17 protein-coding genes and 1 riboswitch are annotated in these 19584 nt (G+C 34.5%); of the genes, 16 read left to right on the top strand and 1 reads right to left on the bottom strand.

The genetic code is table 11. The features are described from left to right. The first annotated feature begins 2 nt into the window (after positions 1 to 2). From EGD97_RS09970 to EGD97_RS10040, 16 genes are all read left to right on the top strand, one after another. Complete coding sequence (locus EGD97_RS09970; RefSeq protein WP_127837230.1) at positions 3 to 575, top strand: major tail protein; 573 nt, start codon at positions 3 to 5, stop codon at positions 573 to 575. Positions 576 to 893: 318 nt separating this feature from the next. Continuing rightward, a riboswitch (guanidine-I (ykkC/yxkD leader) is annotated at positions 894 to 988 on the top strand. A 105-nt stretch (positions 989 to 1093) separates the two neighbouring features. Beyond that, the gene (locus EGD97_RS09975) at positions 1094 to 1414 is read left to right on the top strand and encodes a DMT family transporter (protein WP_127837231.1); all 321 of its coding nucleotides are present in this window, start codon (positions 1094 to 1096) and stop codon (positions 1412 to 1414) included. Positions 1415 to 1517: 103 nt separating this feature from the next. Then, positions 1518 to 2225, top strand: coding sequence for a B3/B4 domain-containing protein (locus tag EGD97_RS09980; RefSeq protein WP_127837232.1), 708 nt, complete (start codon positions 1518 to 1520; stop codon positions 2223 to 2225). Between the two features lie 18 nt (positions 2226 to 2243). Next, entirely contained in the window at positions 2244 to 2936 is a 693-nt protein-coding gene (locus EGD97_RS09985) for a radical SAM protein (protein ID WP_127837233.1), read from the top strand. 86 nt (positions 2937 to 3022) lie between these two features. Beyond that, positions 3023 to 3346, top strand: a complete 324-nt coding sequence (locus EGD97_RS09990) for a tail assembly chaperone (protein WP_127837234.1) — start codon at positions 3023 to 3025, stop codon at positions 3344 to 3346. Positions 3347 to 3393: 47 nt separating this feature from the next. Then, on the top strand, positions 3394 to 3540 hold the full coding sequence (locus tag EGD97_RS12435; protein WP_158080470.1) for a hypothetical protein: 147 nt from the start codon (positions 3394 to 3396) through the stop codon (positions 3538 to 3540). Positions 3541 to 3555: 15 nt separating this feature from the next. Continuing rightward, a complete protein-coding gene (locus EGD97_RS09995; protein WP_127837235.1) occupies positions 3556 to 6189 on the top strand; it encodes a phage tail tape measure protein in 2634 nt (877 codons plus the stop codon). After that, positions 6189 to 6893, top strand: coding sequence for a distal tail protein Dit (locus EGD97_RS10000; protein ID WP_127837236.1), 705 nt, complete (start codon positions 6189 to 6191; stop codon positions 6891 to 6893). The genes EGD97_RS09995 and EGD97_RS10000 overlap by 1 nt, the downstream gene beginning before the upstream one ends. Continuing rightward, positions 6893 to 8797 carry a phage tail spike protein gene (locus EGD97_RS10005; RefSeq protein ID WP_127837237.1) on the top strand — a complete coding sequence of 635 codons (1905 nt, stop codon included), beginning with the start codon at positions 6893 to 6895 and terminating at the stop codon, positions 8795 to 8797. Before EGD97_RS10000 ends, EGD97_RS10005 begins: the two co-directional genes overlap by 1 nt. 12 nt (positions 8798 to 8809) lie before the next feature. Then, positions 8810 to 9967 carry a hypothetical protein gene (locus EGD97_RS10010; protein WP_011838208.1) on the top strand — a complete coding sequence of 386 codons (1158 nt, stop codon included), beginning with the start codon at positions 8810 to 8812 and terminating at the stop codon, positions 9965 to 9967. Between the two features lie 11 nt (positions 9968 to 9978). After that, complete coding sequence (locus EGD97_RS10015; RefSeq protein WP_127837238.1) at positions 9979 to 11667, top strand: hypothetical protein; 1689 nt, start codon at positions 9979 to 9981, stop codon at positions 11665 to 11667. 16 nt (positions 11668 to 11683) lie between these two features. Continuing rightward, the gene (locus EGD97_RS10020) at positions 11684 to 12094 is read left to right on the top strand and encodes a phage holin family protein (protein WP_127837239.1); all 411 of its coding nucleotides are present in this window, start codon (positions 11684 to 11686) and stop codon (positions 12092 to 12094) included. Further along, positions 12087 to 12770 (top strand): N-acetylmuramoyl-L-alanine amidase, encoded by a 684-nt coding sequence (locus tag EGD97_RS10025; RefSeq protein WP_127837240.1) that lies wholly within the window; start codon positions 12087 to 12089, stop codon positions 12768 to 12770. The genes EGD97_RS10020 and EGD97_RS10025 overlap by 8 nt, the downstream gene beginning before the upstream one ends. 100 nt (positions 12771 to 12870) lie before the next feature. Continuing rightward, entirely contained in the window at positions 12871 to 14160 is a 1290-nt protein-coding gene (locus EGD97_RS10030) for a recombinase family protein (RefSeq protein ID WP_127837241.1), read from the top strand. Then, positions 14105 to 15436, top strand: a complete 1332-nt coding sequence (locus tag EGD97_RS10035) for a recombinase family protein (protein WP_127837248.1) — start codon at positions 14105 to 14107, stop codon at positions 15434 to 15436. Before EGD97_RS10030 ends, EGD97_RS10035 begins: the two co-directional genes overlap by 56 nt. A gap of 400 nt (positions 15437 to 15836) precedes the next feature. Beyond that, positions 15837 to 18461, top strand: coding sequence for a calcium-translocating P-type ATPase, PMCA-type (locus EGD97_RS10040; RefSeq protein WP_127837242.1), 2625 nt, complete (start codon positions 15837 to 15839; stop codon positions 18459 to 18461). Between the two features lie 252 nt (positions 18462 to 18713). Here EGD97_RS10040 and larC read toward each other — a convergent pair whose 3' ends face one another. Further along, positions 18714 to 19553 (bottom strand): nickel pincer cofactor biosynthesis protein LarC, encoded by an 840-nt coding sequence (gene larC / locus EGD97_RS10045; protein ID WP_265936971.1) that lies wholly within the window; start codon positions 19551 to 19553, stop codon positions 18714 to 18716. Between the last annotated feature and the right edge of the window lie 31 nt (positions 19554 to 19584).

A 19584-nucleotide genomic window follows, 5' to 3' on the forward strand; every position in this document is an offset into this window, starting at 1 on the left:
GTATGGCAAGACAGATAGGGCTTAGAGATATTCATATAGCTATTTTAACAAAGGATGACAGTACTGGTGTTACTTACAGCACTCCGGAAAAATTAGAAAGGGCAATAAGTGCTAAACTTTCTCCAAAATCAAATTCAGAAAATATTTATTCTGATGATACAGTGGAAGATATAATAACTGCTTTTGAAGGGGTGGATGTTGAAATTGAAGTTAATCAGTTATCACTTGCAAGCAGAGCAAAACTGCAGGGAGCAAAGGTTGTAAAGGGTGTATTAGTGGAAAATAAGGATGATATGCCTCCAACTATAGCACTTGGTTTTAAATCAAAGAAGAACAACGGAAAATACAGATATGTATGGCTTTTAAAAGGAAAGTTTGAACTTGCCACAGATGAATATGATACTGAAGCAGAAAAGCCAAAGGCACAGAGTGCAAAGCTTAAAGGAAAATTTTACTCAAGGGATTTTGATGGAAACTACAGATTTATTTGTGATGAAGATACTGAAGGTGTTGATGCAACAATTATTAGCGGGTGGTTTACTGCTGTTCCTGAGGAGCCGGTGATGACCCCATAATTATTAAATGAAGCTAATTTAAATGTGAGTAAATGCTAGATATAATTAATCATGCAGTTAATATGTAGTTGTAGATTTTAAGAAAACTGTAATTGCAATTTGAAACTTATATCGACTAAATGAATTTTTTATAATGGTACAATAAGAGCTTAGAGAACTTCTATCTAATAAATTTTCGTGCTTAAATCGTTAATATTGGCTGTATAAGTATCATTTTACGGGTTCAAATAAAAAATATGAAGTTGACTTAAAGCTACTACTGTGCTAAACTGAATTTATAAGTCATGACTTATAGATTGAATTAAAAAAGATTTATACAGTTTAGTTTTCTAGGGTTCCGCAGTTATAGCTGGCTGGTCCAAGAGAAAACGCACAGGTAACTGTGTACACGGAAGGATAAAAGCCTGGGAGATATTTCAATAATATTTCTCATGGCTTTTTTGTCTTTATTTTTTTAAAAATAATCCATGAGATACTGATGTACTATTATAATTACCGATTTTAGGGAGGTAGAATTTATGGAGTGGATTTATTTAGTTGTAGCAGGTTTTTTCGAAGTAGGTTGGGTAATGGGGTTGAAGTATTCACATGGATTTACAAAAACACTACCTAGCATATTAACTGTTATAGGAATGATTGCAAGTATCTATTTTTTATCATTATCTTTAAAGAGCTTACCACTAGGCAATGCATACGCAATTTGGACAGGTATAGGAACTATTGGTAGTGTAGTCTTAGGTATTATTTTATTTAAAGAACCGATTAATTTCATGCGTATCATTTGTATTTTATTTATAGCTTTTGGGATAGTTGGTCTAAAATTAATATCAATAGACTAATAACTTACGTAGTTCAAAATAATTAAAATAAGTAGAGTTTTGCCAAAAGATTATAAGTGTGTTACGTTTTAGTAGTATGATTTCAATATGATGGAGGATTTAAATGAAAAAGTTTGTTATTGAAGATGAATTTTGGAGTATATTTCCTAATACTAAGATAGGAATTGTTATTTGTAATGATATAGATAATTCAATAAAGAATGAAGAAAAATATAAAAAAATGCTTTTAGAGGCTGAAAAGGAAGCACTAAAATATTTAAAGAATGAAGAATTTAGTAGCAATGAAGTTATAAAAGTATGGAGAGAAGCTTTTAAAAAATTCAAGACGAAGAAGGGTGCAAGGTCATCTATTGAGGCTTTACTAAAGAGAGTGTATAATGGAAACCATTTAGAGACTATTAATCCACTAGTTAATATTTATAATTCTATTTCATTAAGATATGCATTACCATGTGGTGGTGAGGATATTGATACATTTGTTGGTGATATTAGATTGACTAAGGCTGTTGGTAATGAAAATTTTATTACATTAGGAACGGATAAAAGTGAACCTCCATATGAAGGTGAGATAGTATATAAAGATAATGAAGGAGCAATTTGCAGGTGTTGGAATTGGCGGGAATCAGTAAGAACAATGCTCACTGAAAATACAAAGAATGCTTTTTTGTGCATCGAATTAATTGATGAAAAAAGAATAAAAGATTTTGAGAATAGTTTAAAAGATTTAGCAAAAGCAGTACAGGATAATTTGGATGGTACTTGTATGATTTCAATTCTTGATATTAATAATAGAGAAATTGCAATAGATTAATTTGAGGAGGGCAAGATAATGGGTGGCTTCACTTATAAAGATATTTATGTTGAAGATGGAAAAAGAGTGTTGGAAGTTAATATACTTCCGGAAAAGCATTGCAACTTTGATTGTATATTTTGTCCTATTGGAAGGTCACAAAATAAGGTAGATACCCAAAAGTCATTTGATGAAATGGATAGTTCATTAAAAGAACTGGAAATCATTATTGAAAATACAAAAGCAGAATTAGTCTTTATTAACTCAAAAGGAGAAGCCTTAATCAATGATAAAATTGGCGATATTATTGATCTAATTAAAGATAAAGGTTTACCTGTAAGACTGCTTTCTAATGGATATTTACTGGGTAGAGATGAATATATGAAAATTGCTGATAAATGTGATGAGGTTATTGGAGAGATAAAAGTAATAAAAGAAGAGGATTTTCAAAAAATCCAAAGACCGATTGAAGGGTATACGTTAGAAGAATATATTTCAAACATGGTTTCCTTTAATAAACAATACAATGGTAAATTTATATTAGAAATAACTATAATTAAAGGTTATAACGATGATGAAGAATCAATTCAGATGATAAAAAATACTATTAAGAAAATATCTCCTGATAAGATAATTGTCACAAGAATAGAAGATGAAAAATTTAAGAAGAAACTTGGTATATCTGATGAAAGATTTAAAGAAATTTCAAATACATTGCTAAATAATTGGTAATGCCAATAATAATCTTATATTGATAACTTAACAGGGAATTTTGCACCCTGTTTTTTTCTTGCTTAAAATAGATCGGAGGGATAACTTTGAAAGCATCAGAACTTAAAAATAAAGGTATTAAAATTACCATAGGAAACAAAGAATATGAACTCAAATTCGATATGAACACCTTCTGTGAGTTAGAAGAGGTGTATGGTGATATTAACCAAGCCTTTGAAGATTTACAGAACAGAAAGATTAAAGCAATTAGGGCACTTATATATTCAGCAATTAAAGCCGAGGATGAAAGTGTTACTCTTAAAGAAGTAGGCAAAATGCTTACATTAAATGATATGGAGAGATTAGGCATAGCTATTAATGAAGCTTTGAATATGGCTATGCCAGAGATAACTGAAAACCTGGGGGAATAGAAAGCCACACCAATCAAGAGGGCTGGGATTGGGAGTGGCTTTTCTATTTGGGAACAAATCTTTTAAAAATGACAGAAGAGCAGTTTTGGAAAAGTACACCTAAGAAGTTACAAGCTCTTTTTAATGTATACAAAAGAGTAAACGGAATAGAGGAAGAAGAGGAACTTGATTATATAGACAACATTATTTTCTAACAGGGAGGTGAGATGATGGCAAGAGATGCAAATACAGTTGTTGCAAGAGTAGGTCTTGATGATAGAGGCTTTCAGGAAGGTGTTGCCAAAATACAAAGAAGTCTAAAGGTTGTTCAAAGTGAATTTGCAGCAGCTTCTTCTAAGCTTGGTGACTTTGGTAAATCTGAAGAAGGTCTAAGGCTGAAAGCAGATACTTTAAATAAACAGATAGAACTTCAGAAGGATAAAATTTCAGCATTAGAAAAAGCATACCAAAAGAGTGTAGAAACAAAGGGCGAAGATGCAAAAGCTACTGAAAATCTTAAAATTAAGCTTAATTATGCTACTGCAGAACTAAATAAAATGGAGAATGAGCTGAAAGAAGCAACAAGAGAACTCAAGGAAAAAAGCTCGGCTTGGTATAAGCTTTCTCAAAGCATGAATAGTGCAGGAGAAAAGATGAAATCTGTAGGAGAGAAGATGTCCTCAGTTGGAAGTAAGCTTTCAACTGCTGTAACACTTCCTCTAGTTGGAATAGGAACTGCTGCAACTAAAATGGCTATGGATGCTGTAGAATCAGAGAATCTCTTTGAGGTAGCTATGGGTTCTATGGCTGGAGATGCGAGGAAGTGGTCAGAAGAAACTTCAAAGGCTCTTGGGCTTAATGCATATAATGTTAGAAAAAATGTAGCAACCTATAATTCAATGCTTACCAGTATGGGGCTTACAGCACAAGAATCACTTAAGATGTCAGAAGGCTTAACACAACTTTCCTATGATATGGCTTCATTTTACAACCTTAAGCCAGAGGAAGCCTTTGAAAAATTAAAGTCTGGTATAAGTGGAGAAGCAGAGCCTCTTAAATCATTGGGTATTTTGGTTAATGATAATACAATAAAAACCTATGCTTACACTCACGGCATTGCAAAACAAGGTGAAGCTTTAACAGAACAGCAGAAGGTAATGGCAAGATATGGGGTTATTATGGAATCTACGAAAAATGCACAAGGCGATCTTGCAAGAACCATGGATTCACCTACAAATAAAATCAGGGTCATGAAAGAACAGGCAGAGCAGCTTGGTATTCAGTTCGGACAGCTTTTAATTCCTATACTTGAAAAACTAATAGGAATAGTAAAACCTTTAATGGATAAATTTCAAGGCTTATCTAAAGAGCAGCAGGAGATGATTGTGAAAATAGGTTTAGTTGTTGCAGCAGTTGGACCTATTATAGGAATAATAGGTAAAGTAATCAGCATAGCAGGGACTTTATCTACTGTAATTGGAAGTATATCAGGGGCTATGGCTGCAGCAGGCGGTCCATCTGCAGTATTAGGTAGTGCTTTTGCTGCATTAACTGGTCCAGTTGGAATTGCTATTGCTGTTATTGCTGGACTTGTTGCTGTTGGAGTTTTGCTATATAAAAACTGGGATACTATAAAGTCAACTGCTGGTGCGATTTGGGAAGGTATGAAGAGTGTTATTGAAAGCTCAGTAACAGCTGTAAAAGGAGTTATTGTTTCTACTTGGGAGTCAATAAAAGCTGTGGTAATTCCAATAGTTGAAGGTATAGCAAATGTTATTAAAACAATATGGGAAGGTGTAAAGACGTGTTTTGCTTTCCTATGGGAAGCGATAAAAGCTATCTTTATCAGTGCTTGGACTATTATATCATCTATTGTTCAAACCTATATAAATATAGTTACAGCCGTTATTAGCGTTGCTTGGCAGCTTATTCAGACGATAACAACAACTGTGTGGAATGCAATCTCTGGGGTTATAAGTACAGTTTGGAATGGTATAGTCAGCTTTCTAAACTCCATTATTCAAGCAATAGGGAATACAATTACTACTGCATGGAATAACATAAAAGCTGCCACATCCACAGTATTCAATGCAGTTTCTTCTGTAATAAATACAGTATGGAACGGAATAGTGAATTTTATTACACCAATAATAAATTCCATAGTTTCTACTTTGACCACAGCTTGGAACACCATAAAATCAGTGACAAGTACTGTTTGGAATATCATACAGTCTGTTTTAAGTACAGTATGGAATGGAATAAAGAATACCACCACATCTATTTGGAATTCTATATCAAGTTTCTTTTCAAATATGTGGAGCGGCGTATCAAGCCTTTTTACAAATGCCGTTAATGGCATTAAAAATACTGTATCTAATGTATGGAGCAGTATTTTATCAGTTACAATCAATATATGGAATAATATTAAATCTGCAATAATGACACCAATTAATGCAGCAGTGAATTTTGTTAAGGAACAGTTAGATAAAATAAAAGGTTTCTTTGATAGATTAGATATAAAATTTCCACATATAAAACTGCCACACTTCAGTATTAAAGGTGAATTCAGCTTAAAGCCTCCAAGTGTACCTCATCTAGGTGTAGATTGGTATGCAAAGGGAGGGATTTTTAACAGACCTAGTATAATCGGTGTCGGTGAAGCAGGAACTGAAGCTGTACTTCCTATAGATAGGTTAGATGAGCTTATGGCAAGGGCAATTGAAAAAGCAAAAGGAGGAAGTGGAAGCGGATTAACACTTCATATAGAAAATTTCATTAATAATTCAGATAAGGATATAGAGCAGCTTGCCTATGAGCTTGAATTTTACAGGCAGAGAGTTTCAATGGGAAGGGGTGGTGCTTAATGCTTAGTTTTAATTTTGGTGGAAAAAATAGTTATAGTGATTATGGCATTATTATTTCTAAAAGACCATCTCTGCCATCACCTAAAAGAAGAGTATCTTATATCGATATTCCAGGAAGGGATTCAAATTTAAAATATGATGAAGGAACTTATGAAGATATAACAATTGCAGTTGAATGCAGTATTAAAGGTAATAACATAGCTGAAAAGCTAGATAACATAAAAGCATGGCTATTTGGAGCAGGAGAAAGTGATTTAATATTTTCATTTCAAGATGATAAAAAATATAAAGCACAAGTAGTTAATGCTATAGATTTTAAGCAAGTATTCAAATATACATCTATTTTTCCAATAATATTTAATTGCAGACCCTTTAAATATGCTGTGCAAAATAACATATTTACTATTACTGAAAATGGAGCTTCAATAATAAATCCAGGTACTCTTAAAAGTGAACCAATAATATCAGTCTATGGTTCTGGGAAGATAAGCCTTAAAGTTAACGAAACCATTGTTAATTTAAATGATATAACAGGAAAAATCATATTAGATTCAGTTTTGCAAGATGCCTATAATGATGCAGGAGATAACTTAAACAACAATGTAAATGGTGATTTCATAACTTTAAAAACAGGCTCGAATAAATTTGAGTGGACTGGAAGTGTTACTAAAATAGAATTAGTTCCAAATTGGCGGTGGTTATAATGATCTATGTATATGATAAGAAGACAACTAGAGGAAACTTTGACAATAATGGGCTTGCTGTTTTAGATGAATGCCTTATGGCTGAGATAAATGAAGAGTTAAATGGAGATTATAGTTTAGATATTGAATATCCAGTTGTATCTAAAAAAGCACAGTATTTAGAGGAACTCAATATTATTAAAGCTGATGGACAGCTTTTTAGAATATATAAAGTAGAGAGAACACAGGATAAAATAAGTAAAGTTAAGGTATGGGCAAGACATATATTCTATGATCTTGCTTTTTATTTTATAGAATCAGCAAAGGTGCTTAATGCAAATATGAAAGAAGCTCTTGAAGCAAGCATACCGCCGGAACTTCAAGGGTTATTTTTATTTAAGGCATTGGAAGAAAATATAGCACCTTTTGCTGTTAAAGAGGTTAATGCAGTAGATGCTATTTTTAGACTTATTGAAATTTATGGTGGAGAACTTTTTAGAGATAACTTCAATATAGAGATAAAAGAGTCTATTGGTGAAAATAACGGAATCTTAATAAAATACGGCAAAAACATAAAAGGAATGAAGGTTATAGAGGATACCAGTGAACTTGCTACAAGAATATATGCAGTAGGAGCAAATAATTTATTGCTGCCAGAAAGATATATAGAAGTCGAGGGAGAAAGAGCAAAATTACTTCCCTATCCCATAACCAAAAGGGTAGAGTTTAAGGAGTGTAAGGATGTAGAAAGCCTTAGAGCAATGGCAGAAGAATATGCTGAAAAGGCTGCAAGTCCAAAGGTATTTATAACAATAGATTTTATGGAACTTAGTAAAACAGAAGAGTATAAAAACTATAGTCATCTTACTAAGGTTTGTGTTGGTGATTTTGTAAAGGTGAGAAATGAAAAGATAGCTGTAACAACAGACCTTAGAGTTATAAAGAAAAAGACAGACCTTATAAATCCTATAAATACAAAGATAGAGCTTGGTGATCCTTTAAACACAATTATTGAAAAGCTGGATACCAGTAAGCTTTTAGAGGAAATAAACAGTGCAATAAGCGGTACTTTAAGCAGTGTAATAATCAAGAAAAACAGCGATACTATAACAATCAGCACTAGCAGCTATCCAGCAATGATTATAGGAATAACAACAAAAGCAGATACAAACTTAAATTGTAATATCACCATGACAGGGAAAGCTAGTGCAGACTGCACATTAACAATTCTGTTTTCCTTAGATGGAAAATACTACGATTTTAAGCCAATTCAAAAGTTAGCATCAGGAGATAATGTTATAGGATTGCCCCTTCCAATGCCACAGGTAACGGCAGGAGACCATACTTTTATGGTAGAGATGAAGGTTTCAAATGGAACATTTACAATTGAAAAGAATAATCTGCAGGTAAGTATTGAGGGAAGAGACTTAGAGGGTGGACTAAGTGCAAGTATACCAAGGGCAGAGATTGTTTATACTTTCCTTTATAATTTGTTCAATATCAAGATTGGAACATACAGTTTTAATACAGGACACAGTTTTAAGTATTATTTAGACAACAATGTGAGTGGAGTAGATAGCTATAGTCTTGAGAATTTCAATACAAGATTTAATATTGCTGCTATATCTCATGGAAACCCAAAGTTAACCTTAAATGTAATGGGAATTATAGAAGAGTTTAATAACAGTAAATCAAGCAGCTATGCTTTTGACGCCGATTGGGTTGAGTTTAGTTCTGACTACGATAAAAACAAAGATGGAACCTATGACTTTTATAATAGGGTAACAATAAAGGAGCCCATTTTAAAAAGAGAAGGCGGATATATTGAGGACTTAGGAAATGGCGTAATTTATGCTGCAAATGTGCGGGATACAACACTTTATAAGGATTTGATTGCAATAAATGCATATCTTAAGCAAGGTTAGGGGGAGAGGATAATGCCAGTTATAAATCAAATGTCCCTTCCAAAAGGAAATGCAGGAATGACACTTTATGGTACAAGAAATGATGATAGTACAGTAACTCTTCCTGACATTGGTTTTAACTTTAATTACAATGGTTTAGCCATAAGACAGCTTTACACAAGCGGTAATACCTGGGTAGGCTTTGGGGGAGCATCAGAACATCTTTGTATTAACAGAAGAGATGCCAGCTATAATAACCTTTATTATGCCAGTGAAGTAGAATACAGCACAAAGCTTTTCAGAATAAGGTTTGAAGGAAACAGTTCCTATAGCAACTGGGGCAGCAATGACCTTATTTGGGAACTTTCTATTTTTGAAACTGGAGTAATAAGGCTTGTTGTTGAGAAGATACCTAATAACGGCACAAATAGTTTTGTAAATCCAAATGTAGGCACTCAATCATTGGCATTAACAGCGGGAAAATCATATATTTTCACTCCATCAGACCCACTGGGTAAAAATTACATAGTGCAGGAAGGTTCATATATTCCATGTATAACAAAATTTCTTATGGTGGATAATGAAGGAGTGAAAAACTATCAAGGTAGTACATGGGTTAAAATTGGAGATTTACCTCTTACAGAAGAAATGTTTAAAACCTACGGCGTTGATACTCTTCCTGCTTCCATGGCAGGACTTTCAGGCACTTCACCTGCTCTTTATATCTATACTGATAATCCAGATGTTAAGGCAAATAAAAATAGCAATAGATTCTTTATTGAAAAGACAGTAACAAGTAAGCCAAAGGTAATTATTCAAAACTATGATTTTAACATACATGATGGGAAAAGCATAAATAAACTTGAAGCAATTGTTCAGTACACTAAGAAAGATTCAAATTTAAATGATGTTACAACCAATGGCAGAATTAGAATAGCTTTAAGTGTTGATTCGGGATTAAGCTGGCTTACCTATAATATCAATACATCAAGCTTTGAAAGTATTGATATTATAGATTCTGCTGCATTTCTTGTAAATGGGATAAATCCTACAATACTTACAAGTTTAGATTATGCAGCTTTAAATACAATGATTGCTCAAAATAGGAAACTGAGGTTTGCTTATATTTTAGAAAAACCTACATTAAATGATGTGTGTAAATTAAGGAAGATGAAAATTCTTTACAACTGAGGGGTGATGATATGTTTATTGAGGGACAGCCTTACGAAAGTATTGCTTACAATAAAGATTTGCTTACAGGTGAGATTTCTGAAAGTAAAAAGAGTAAAAGACAGAGGGGCATTAAAGGAAAGGTTTTATTAGAACTTTTTAATGCAGAAACTAAGGAGAAAATAAGAGAGGCATACACAGAAAACTTAATACCGGATTTATATTTTAAAGATACATTTTTAGGACATTTTGTTCAAGGTATTATGGGTGCAGGAAATACAAGAAGATGTGATAATTACAGCTGGTTTGAATACTTATACTTAACTGATAATGATAAGCCGGAAAATGTTAATGAGCAAAGGGTTATGGGAAATATTATAGGGTTTGCCCATAGAAATAATACTTACTCTGGAAATGATACAAGGCGTGGAACTATAAATAGAGCAGAATCAAAATTTGAAGTTACAGATTCTAAAATAAAGATGAATTTTGTATTTGACTTTCCAACCCATGCGGCAAACGGTAAAATTGAAAGTATTTACTGGGCAGAGGGTGACCCTGATAATAAGGATTATTTTTATGCGGGAACCGCAATCTATGGAAGGGAAACAGCAGATTCAGATTATGCTGTATATAATACTACAAATCCTAAAAGGTATTGGGCAGTGAATACTTTATTTTCTTATGCAAGAACTATAAAATTTACAAGTCCAACAAAGGGATGGATATTAGCAGATTCAAGGGATACAAACATAACACAGTCAAGCTATATTCAATTTCCAGACAGCTTAAAAGGACAATGGCTTATGATTCCATTTGATATAAATACAAATGATGTTGTGTTTTGGGATAAGGTGGTTAAACTATTAAATTCAGAAGGAAATGCACTAAACATTGACAGTAGTCATGCAGTAAGAAAATACGATGGACTTTCTCATGTATGCCCATATATTCAGCCAGATGGAGAACTTATTTTTATTGGGTATTACCTTTACAGCATTAGCAGTGAAAGCTATATGAGAATATATAAGTGGACAAAAGTAGGAGTTCAATTAAGCTATGTTGATATAAATATGAGCCAAAGTTTTAAGGATACAGCATATAACGTACCTTTCACATATAGAACAGTTTCTAGTGATGGAATTTATCTTGATGGTTGCATTGATATTATTGGATACACCTCAAGAACAGACAGCCAATTTAATGAAACTGTTTATACAAACAGATGGATTAGAGTAGATGCCGCAGGAAACAAGGTTCAGGATATGAATATTAAACCTAAGATTGGTAATAGCACTTGGTTTGGAAATAAGGGTATGGATAGTGGAAATATTGAGAGAAGATGCTATGTTTATAATTTTTATAGAAGCGCCAATAGAATATATCTTTATTATACAAGCACTCAAGGGGGTACAAGCTTTTATCAAGTTATAACTCCTCAAGGGAATTTACTGGAAGCCTATAAAATGTATTTTAGTTTTCCAAATGGTTATGGTAATTATTATTATCATAATATTCTTGGTACTGACAGATGGATAAGCAGATACACTTATGCTTATAACAACTATGTTCAATTATGTATCCAAGCCCTTTTAACAAGCAGACCTATTGGAGCACATACCAAGCTTGCACAGCCTGTTGAGAAAACTGAGGCAAATACAATGAAAGTTCAATATATGTTTGAGGTAGATTTAATAAACTATGGAGAAGATTTTTATTAGAGTGGAGGGATTTACAGTGAAAAATTCAATTAATTTTATTCAAGCAGTATTTGCTGCCATTGGCGGCTATATTGGTTGGTTTTTAGGAGGAGTTGATGGCTTTATGTATGCACTGATTACCTTTGTTGTCATTGATTATGTAACAGGCCTCATGGTAGCAGTGCTAGAGAGAAAGCTATCAAGTGAGGTTGGATTTAGGGGGATATTTAAAAAGGTTTTAATTTTTGTAATGGTAGGCATAGGAAACATAATAGATGTTCATTTGATTAAGAACGGTAGTGCGATTCGTACTGCTGTTATTTTTTTCTACGTTTCCAATGAAGGAATAAGCATTATAGAGAACTCTGCTAAGATAGGCTTACCAATACCAGAGAAACTAAAGGATGTTTTAAAGCAGTTAAATAAGGAGGATGAGATTAATGGCTAGATTATGTTTTGACTATGGACATGGTGGAGAAGATCCAGGAGCAACTTATAATGGCAGAAAGGAAAGCAATGATGTTTTAAGCATAGGCAGAGCTGTAGCAGCAGAGGTAAGAAGGCATGGAGTTACAGTTGATGAAACAAGAACGACCGATGCTACAGTAAGCCTTAATAATAGAAGTAAATTTGAAAATAGAAATACCTATGATTATTTTATATCCTTTCATAGAAATGCTTATCAGCCGGAAAAAGCTAGAGGAGTTGAAACCTATACGTATTTAAATCCAGGAACAAAATCTAAAAGTTTAGCACAAAGGATACAAACAGCACTTGTAGCCTTAGGTTTTACAGATAGAGGAGTTAAAGAGGCTAACTATCATGTGCTAAGAGAAACAAAAGCTCCAGCAGTGCTTGTTGAGATAGGCTTTATTGATAATACAGGGGATAATAATTTATTTGATTCAAAGACAAATGAAATAATAAAGGCTTTAGCAAAAGCAATATTAGCTCAAATAGGAGTGGATTATATCGAAGCCTCAGCACCAATACAATCTGCAAGTGGAGAAACTCTTTATAGAGTAATGGCAGGTTCTTATAAGGTAAGAGAAAATGCTGAAAATCAAGTGAAGAAATTAAAGGCAGCAGGCTTTGATGCTGTAATTATGATATTTAATAAGTAGCCGTTAATTAAAGTAGCGGTTTTTCTTTTATTAAGCTTGACTTCTATCACCTTTAGAGTGATGTATAGTAGTACCAAATTGATAGAAGGGAGGAAATAAAATGCGTGTTAGGATTATTGAACCTGTAAAAAAGCAGGAAAACAAAAAGAAAAGGGTTAGTGCCTATGCAAGGGTTTCAACCGGCAGCGATGCTCAGGGGGAATCTTTAGAAAATCAAATCCAGTATTATGAAAATCTGATTTCAAATAATCCTGATTACGAATATGCAGGTGTGTTTGCTGATAGAGGAATTACCGGCACTACAGATAACAGACCAGAGTTTCAAAGAATGCTTAATCTTGCAAGAGAAGGAAAAATTGATTTAATCATTACTAAATCTATCTCAAGATTTGCAAGAAATACAGCGATAATGCTTCAAGTAGTAAGAGAACTAAAAGACATTGGTGTAGAAATAATATTTGAGAAAGAAAATATCAAAACTTTATCAGGGGATGGTGAGCTTATGCTAACCGTCCTCTCTTCTTTTGCACAGGAAGAAAGCAAAAATATCAGTGACAACTTAAAGTGGAGGGTAAAGAAGAAGTTTGAACGAGGAGAGCTGATTATAAATACCACAAGATTTTTAGGTTACGACAAGGATGAATACGGCGATTTAGTAATAAACCCAAAAGAAGCAGAAATAGTTAGAAGAATATTTGAAGACTACTTAAAAGGTAAAGGAACATTTACTATAGCCAAAGAATTGAATGAAGATAAAGTGCCCACTGTTGCAGGCGGCAGATGGCAGGAAAGTACAATTTTAAATATCCTTAAAAATGAAAAATACAAGGGAGATGCCATACTTCAAAAGTATTACACACCAGACCATTTGAGAAAAGTAAGCGTAAGAAATGAAGGCGTAATTGACAGCTATTATATTGAAGATAATCACTCTCCCATAGTTTCAAGGGAAATGTGGGAGCAGGTTCAGATAGAAATTGCAAAAAGAGCAAAAGCAAAGGGAAATAAAGCAGGAGATACAAAAAAATATACAAACAGATATCCATTAACAGGAATGCTTTTCTGCAGTAAATGCGGCTCTACTCTAAGGAGAAGAACTTGGAACAGCAAATTAAATTGCAGAAAGATTGTATGGCAATGCAGTAACTATATTAAAAATGGAAAAGATGCCTGCAGTGGAACATCAATTGATGATGAGGTTGTAAGCAGGCTTAATATAAAAGAACCAATAATTGTAAGGGAGGAAGTTAAGGATGGCAAGAAATATTACAGTTATACCTGCAAGAGCAAACAGGAGCAATCTGGCAGAGCAGATACAGCCGCAGAAAAAGAGAATGGCAGCCTATTGCAGAGTATCAACAGACCAATTAGAACAGTTATCAAGCTATGAAGCACAGGTAGCTTATTATACATCTTATATAACAAATCATCCAGATTATGAATTCGGAGGAATTTATGCAGATGAGGGGATTTCAGGGACAAACACTAAAAAGAGAGAACAGTTCAATAAAATGATTGAGGATTGCAGAGCAGGAAAAATAGATATGATAATAACTAAGTCTATATCAAGGTTTGCAAGAAATACACTTGATACATTAAACTACGTAAGACAGCTTAAAGAATTAGGCATTGGAGTAATATTCGAGAAGGAAAACATCAACACTTTAGATTCTAAAGGAGAAGTTTTGCTTACTATCCTCAGCTCTCTAGCCCAAGATGAGTCAAGAAGTATAAGTGAAAATTCTACATGGGGCATAAGGAGAAGGTTTGAACAGGGAAAGCTTCATATAAACCACACAAAATTCTTAGGCTATGATAAAGATGAAGAAGGAAACCTTGTTATAAATGAAAAACAGGCTAAAATTGTGAGGAGAATTTATAAAGATTACCTTGATGGCAAAGGTCCAAATAGAATTGCAAGAGAACTTGAAGAAGAAGGTGTTCCTAACTGGAATGGGAAACCTAAGTGGTATGAAAGCAGTATAAGAAAGATTTTAAGTAATGAAAAATATAAGGGAGATGCACTTCTTCAGAAGACTTATACCGTTGATTTTTTAACCAAAAAAAGAGCAGTAAATAATGGAGAAGTTCCAATGTATTATGTAGAAGAAAGCCATCCTGCAATTATAGATAAAGAAATGCATACTGCAGTACAGCTTGAAATGGAGAGAAGAAGAGCATTTGCAGAAAAATATAACATTAGTAAGCTTGATTATGCAACAGTTGATAATCCTTTTGCAGGAAGAGTTATCTGTGGACACTGCGGCAGTGCCTTTGGAAGAAAGGTGTGGAATTCTACTGATGAAAGGTTAAGAAGGGTTGTTTGGAGATGCAATAAAAAATATGAAGTAAAGGGAAAAAAGAGCTGTGAGAATAAGCATATAGATGACAAGGTTTTATATCAAGCTTTTGTAAATACCTTTAATGCTATGGTGGAAAATAAGGAACATTTTATAGAAAGGTGGAAGAAAGAACTTAATAGTGAGAATGTGTTGGTAAGATATAGGGCAAAGCAGTTTATGGGAATTTTAAAGGATGCAAAGATAGTAGATGAGTTTGATGTTGATATGTATTTTAGAATAATAGAGAAAATGACAGTATTTGATGGAGAAAAGATAATAGTGAGTTTGCTTGATGGGACGGAGATAGAAGTTGTAATTGAATAAAGAAAAAATTAATAGAATATTATGTAAAAATTTATCTTAAAATAATAATAATGAATTATGCAGAAAAATGTCACAAATAAAATGTTGAATATACAGAGATTTCGCATCTAATTTCCAGTAAAGCTTTTTTCTTTATAGGAAATTAGATGCGAAATCTCTGGGAGAATATTGATATCTGTTGACAACTTGATATTCTCATAATATAATCTTAATACAAATGAATATTTTCTTATTAAATTAAAAGGGAGTAGTTACAAATACGGTGTCAACACTACGATTATTTTAATAATCTGGCACTGTATACCAATGTTTTGGTTACGAGACTTTTAATATAGTTTACTTATGGGAATTATATTAAAGGTCTTATTTTTTTTATAAACAAAAGAAGGGAGATATAAAATTGAAGGAGTTTTATAAAAGCAGTGTGGAGGAAGTTTTAAGGGAGCTTAAAGTTACCGAAAAGGGTTTAAGCAATTCTGATGTGGAGGAACGAAGAAGTAAATATGGATATAATGAATTGACGGAGGGAGAACAAAAGAGTGCAATTCAGGTATTCTTTGAGCAGTTTAAGGATTTTCTCGTACTTATACTTTTGGGATCGGCACTTATTTCTGCCTTTCTTGGAAAGTTTGAGAGCACCCTTGTAATTTTAGCAGTGGTCATAATAAATGCTGTTCTTGGAACAGTTCAGCACATTAAGGCTGAGCAATCCTTAAAAAGCCTTAAGGCACTATCTTCACCAGTTGCAAAGGTTCTAAGGGATGGTAAAAGGCTTGAGATACCCTCAAGGGAATTGATGGTTGGAGATATTCTCTATCTTGATGCAGGAGACTATGTAAGTGCAGATGGTAGAATCATTGAATCCGCAAGTCTTCAAGTAAATGAGAGCTCACTTACAGGGGAATCTGAAGGGGTTTTGAAAACAACAGAGGTTATTGAGGGGGACAACGTTGCCCTTGGTGACAGAAGGAACATGGTTTTCTCAGGAAGCTTTGTCACCTATGGAAGAGGAACTGCCGTAGTTACCGCTATCGGGATGGATACTGAAATAGGTAAGATAGCAAACCTCCTTGATTCTGCCAAGGAAAAGAAGACTCCCCTTCAGACAAATCTTGGTAACTTCGGGAAAAAGCTGGCCTTTGTAATAATAGCAATATCTATTTTCATATTTGGTCTTAACGTTGTCAGGGGACAGGCAATAATTGAATCTCTCATGTTTGCTGTATCCCTGGCGGTGGCTGCAGTACCTGAGGCCTTAAGCTCCATAGTGACCATTGTTCTTGCACTTGGGACTCAAAAAATGGCCAGGGAAAACGCCATAATAAGAAAGCTCCATGCAGTTGAAAGCCTTGGAGGAATATCGGTAATATGCTCTGATAAAACAGGTACACTTACGCAAAACAAGATGACTGTACAAAGGGTTTATGTGGATGGAAAGATCCTTGACCATGATGATTTGAATCACGATAAGGTTCTTGAAAAGAGGCTTGTGCTTATGGCACTGCTTTGTAACGATGCAGTAACCGTGGAAAAAAAGGAAATTGGTGATCCAACCGAAATTGCCCTTGTTAATTTGGGAGAAATATATGGACTTGATGAACTAAAGATAAGGAATGAATATAAAAGATATGGAGAAATTCCCTTTGATTCAGATAGAAAGTTAATGAGTACGGTTCATAAAGTGGATGGAAAGATGGTTATGATAACAAAGGGAGCACCGGATGTTCTCATTTCAAGATCGAAGTATTATGAAAACTCCTCAGGTATACAGAGTTTTACAGAGGAATACAGAGAAGATGTAGAAAGGGTAAATAAAGATTTTTCAAGGAATGGTCTCAGGGTTTTAGCCTTTGCCTATAAGGAAATTCAAGAGGGACAGGAAATAGGAGTAGATGACGAAAGGGATTTAACCTTTGTAGGATTAATTGCCATGATGGATCCACCAAGAGCGGAGTCTGCTGAGGCAGTTAGAAGTTGTATCAATGCCGGTATAAAACCCGTTATGATAACTGGAGACCATAAGATAACAGCATCGGCAATAGCGAAGCAGATAGGAATTTTAAAGGACGAATCTGAGGCCATGGAAGGCCATGAACTTGAAAACATAAGTGATGAGGAGCTTATGGAAAGGGTTGAAAAAATCTCCGTGTATGCCAGGGTTTCACCTGAGCATAAAATTAGAATAGTCAGGGCATGGCAGAACAAGGGTAATGTGGTTGCCATGACGGGAGATGGAGTTAACGATGCACCTGCCCTTAAACAGGCTGATATTGGAATAGCCATGGGAATTACGGGAACAGAGGTTGCAAAGGATGCAGCATCAATGATTCTTACGGATGATAATTTCTCAACCATAGTTAAGGCGATTTCCAATGGGAGAAGCATATATGAAAACATTAAAAATTCAATAAAATTTTTGCTCTCGGGTAACACAGCAGGAATTTTATCGGTTTTATATGCCTCGCTTTTAGCCCTTCCAGTGCCCTTTGCACCGGTTCACCTGCTCTTTATAAACCTTATTACAGACAGCCTTCCGGCAATTGCAATAGGGCTTGAGCCTCACAACGAAAATATAATGAATGAAAAGCCAAGGGACATAAACACTCCCATATTCACAAGGGAGTTTGGTATTGAGGTTATCCTGGAGGGAATTTTAATTGCAATAAGCACCATAGTAGCATTCCACCTTGGACTTTCTACGGGAAGCCCAGCCGTTGCAAGCACTATGGCCTTTGCAACCCTGGGACTTACAAGGCTTGTACACGGCATAAACTCAAGATCCAGGGAATCGGTTTTTAAAATAGGGGTTTTCTCAAATAAATACCTGTGGTTTGCTATAATAATTGGATATCTCCTTGTAACTGCTGTATTAACCCTTGAGCCCCTAAGGGGAATCTTTGAGGTTGTGCCGCTTACTGGAAATCAATATGCCTATGTATATGGACTGCCATTAATACCACTGGTACTTGTACAGCTTTACAAGCTTGTGTTTGTAAAACGAGATATAAATAAAATTGGAGATTGATTACCATAGAGCTGCCAAATATAATTATGACCAGAATTCTTGAACCGTTAAACAGGATATTTAGGAACTATGCTGGTTGTGGAGCTTGAATATGCATGTTTTTCACTTCCAAGTGAGGCTGTTCTCCCCGTTATAGGAGGGCAGCCTCACAAAACCAGATAAACCTTATCGGGGCTTTGTTATCAAACATATAGAATGGTTTGAGGCCTGCCTCTTTTTAAGCTCAGACATACGTCTCCTATGTATTTTTACTTATCTATTATAAAACTCTCCTATATGTCTGCTTATGGCTCCATAAATTTCCTTCAGAGGAAGGTTCGCTCTTTCTGCCGCCTTTTTTACATCCTCATACTCAGGTGTTACATTTACAACCCTGTCCTTATACTTTGAAACCTTGAAGCTTATTTCTCCAAACTCTGTACCTACCTTTTTAAACTCCCTTTGAAGTTCTGTCCTTTCTATGTTTAACTTTCTAATGCCTATTGTTGTTGTTTCTCTGAAAAGAACTTCTTTAATCCTATCCTCAAGAATCACAGGAGCAGTTACGGTTATAACTATTCCAGGCCTGTTCTTTTTCATGTAAACGGGAGTAAAATATACGTCCTTGGCTCCCTCTTCAAAGAGCTTGTCCATAAGATATCCATATATCTGTGGGTTCATATCGTCTATTGTTGCCTCAAGTATGCAGTTTTCCTGACTATCTGTTTCGCCCAGGATAACCCTTAGTACATTTGGCTTTTCCGTGTTCCTCTTTCCACATCCATAGCCTGCTTTTTTAACCTTTAATTCAGGGAATTTCCTAAACTCCGACGCAAGGGTTTTAATAACAGCTGCCCCCGTTGGGGTTGTGAGCTCCATTTCCCTTTCATCGGCATATATTGGAACGTCCTTAAGTATGTTAAGAGTTGCAGGTGCCGGAACGGGCATTATACCGTGCTGGCATTTTACAAATCCCCTTCCTGTGTTTACAGGGGATGAAACTATTTTATCAGGATTTATGTAGTCAATACATATTGCAGTTCCAACTATGTCCACAATTGAGTCCACAGCGCCTACTGGATTTATGTCAATATAGTAGACACAAAAACTCAAATTTTTATGCAGTTTTTCTTAAAGCATCTTC

The sequence above is a fragment of the Clostridium prolinivorans genome (genome assembly GCF_004011155.1).
Lineage (GTDB): Bacteria > Bacillota > Clostridia > Clostridiales > Clostridiaceae > Clostridium_AT > Clostridium_AT prolinivorans.

Excerpts from the sequence above, each read along its gene's own strand:
- EGD97_RS09970 (WP_127837230.1), top strand. The coding sequence starts at position 3 with ATGGCAAGACAGATAGGGCTTAGAGATATTCATATAGCTATTTTAACA.
- EGD97_RS09975 (WP_127837231.1), top strand. The coding sequence starts at position 1,094 with ATGGAGTGGATTTATTTAGTTGTAGCAGGTTTTTTCGAAGTAGGTTGG.
- EGD97_RS09980 (WP_127837232.1), top strand. The coding sequence starts at position 1,518 with ATGAAAAAGTTTGTTATTGAAGATGAATTTTGGAGTATATTTCCTAAT.
- EGD97_RS09985 (WP_127837233.1), top strand. The coding sequence starts at position 2,244 with ATGGGTGGCTTCACTTATAAAGATATTTATGTTGAAGATGGAAAAAGA.
- EGD97_RS09995 (WP_127837235.1), top strand. The coding sequence starts at position 3,556 with ATGGCAAGAGATGCAAATACAGTTGTTGCAAGAGTAGGTCTTGATGAT.
- EGD97_RS10000 (WP_127837236.1), top strand. The coding sequence starts at position 6,189 with ATGCTTAGTTTTAATTTTGGTGGAAAAAATAGTTATAGTGATTATGGC.
- EGD97_RS10005 (WP_127837237.1), top strand. The coding sequence starts at position 6,893 with ATGATCTATGTATATGATAAGAAGACAACTAGAGGAAACTTTGACAAT.
- EGD97_RS10010 (WP_011838208.1), top strand. The coding sequence starts at position 8,810 with ATGCCAGTTATAAATCAAATGTCCCTTCCAAAAGGAAATGCAGGAATG.
- EGD97_RS10015 (WP_127837238.1), top strand. The coding sequence starts at position 9,979 with ATGTTTATTGAGGGACAGCCTTACGAAAGTATTGCTTACAATAAAGAT.
- EGD97_RS10025 (WP_127837240.1), top strand. The coding sequence starts at position 12,087 with ATGGCTAGATTATGTTTTGACTATGGACATGGTGGAGAAGATCCAGGA.
- EGD97_RS10030 (WP_127837241.1), top strand. The coding sequence starts at position 12,871 with ATGCGTGTTAGGATTATTGAACCTGTAAAAAAGCAGGAAAACAAAAAG.
- EGD97_RS10035 (WP_127837248.1), top strand. The coding sequence starts at position 14,105 with ATGGCAGCCTATTGCAGAGTATCAACAGACCAATTAGAACAGTTATCA.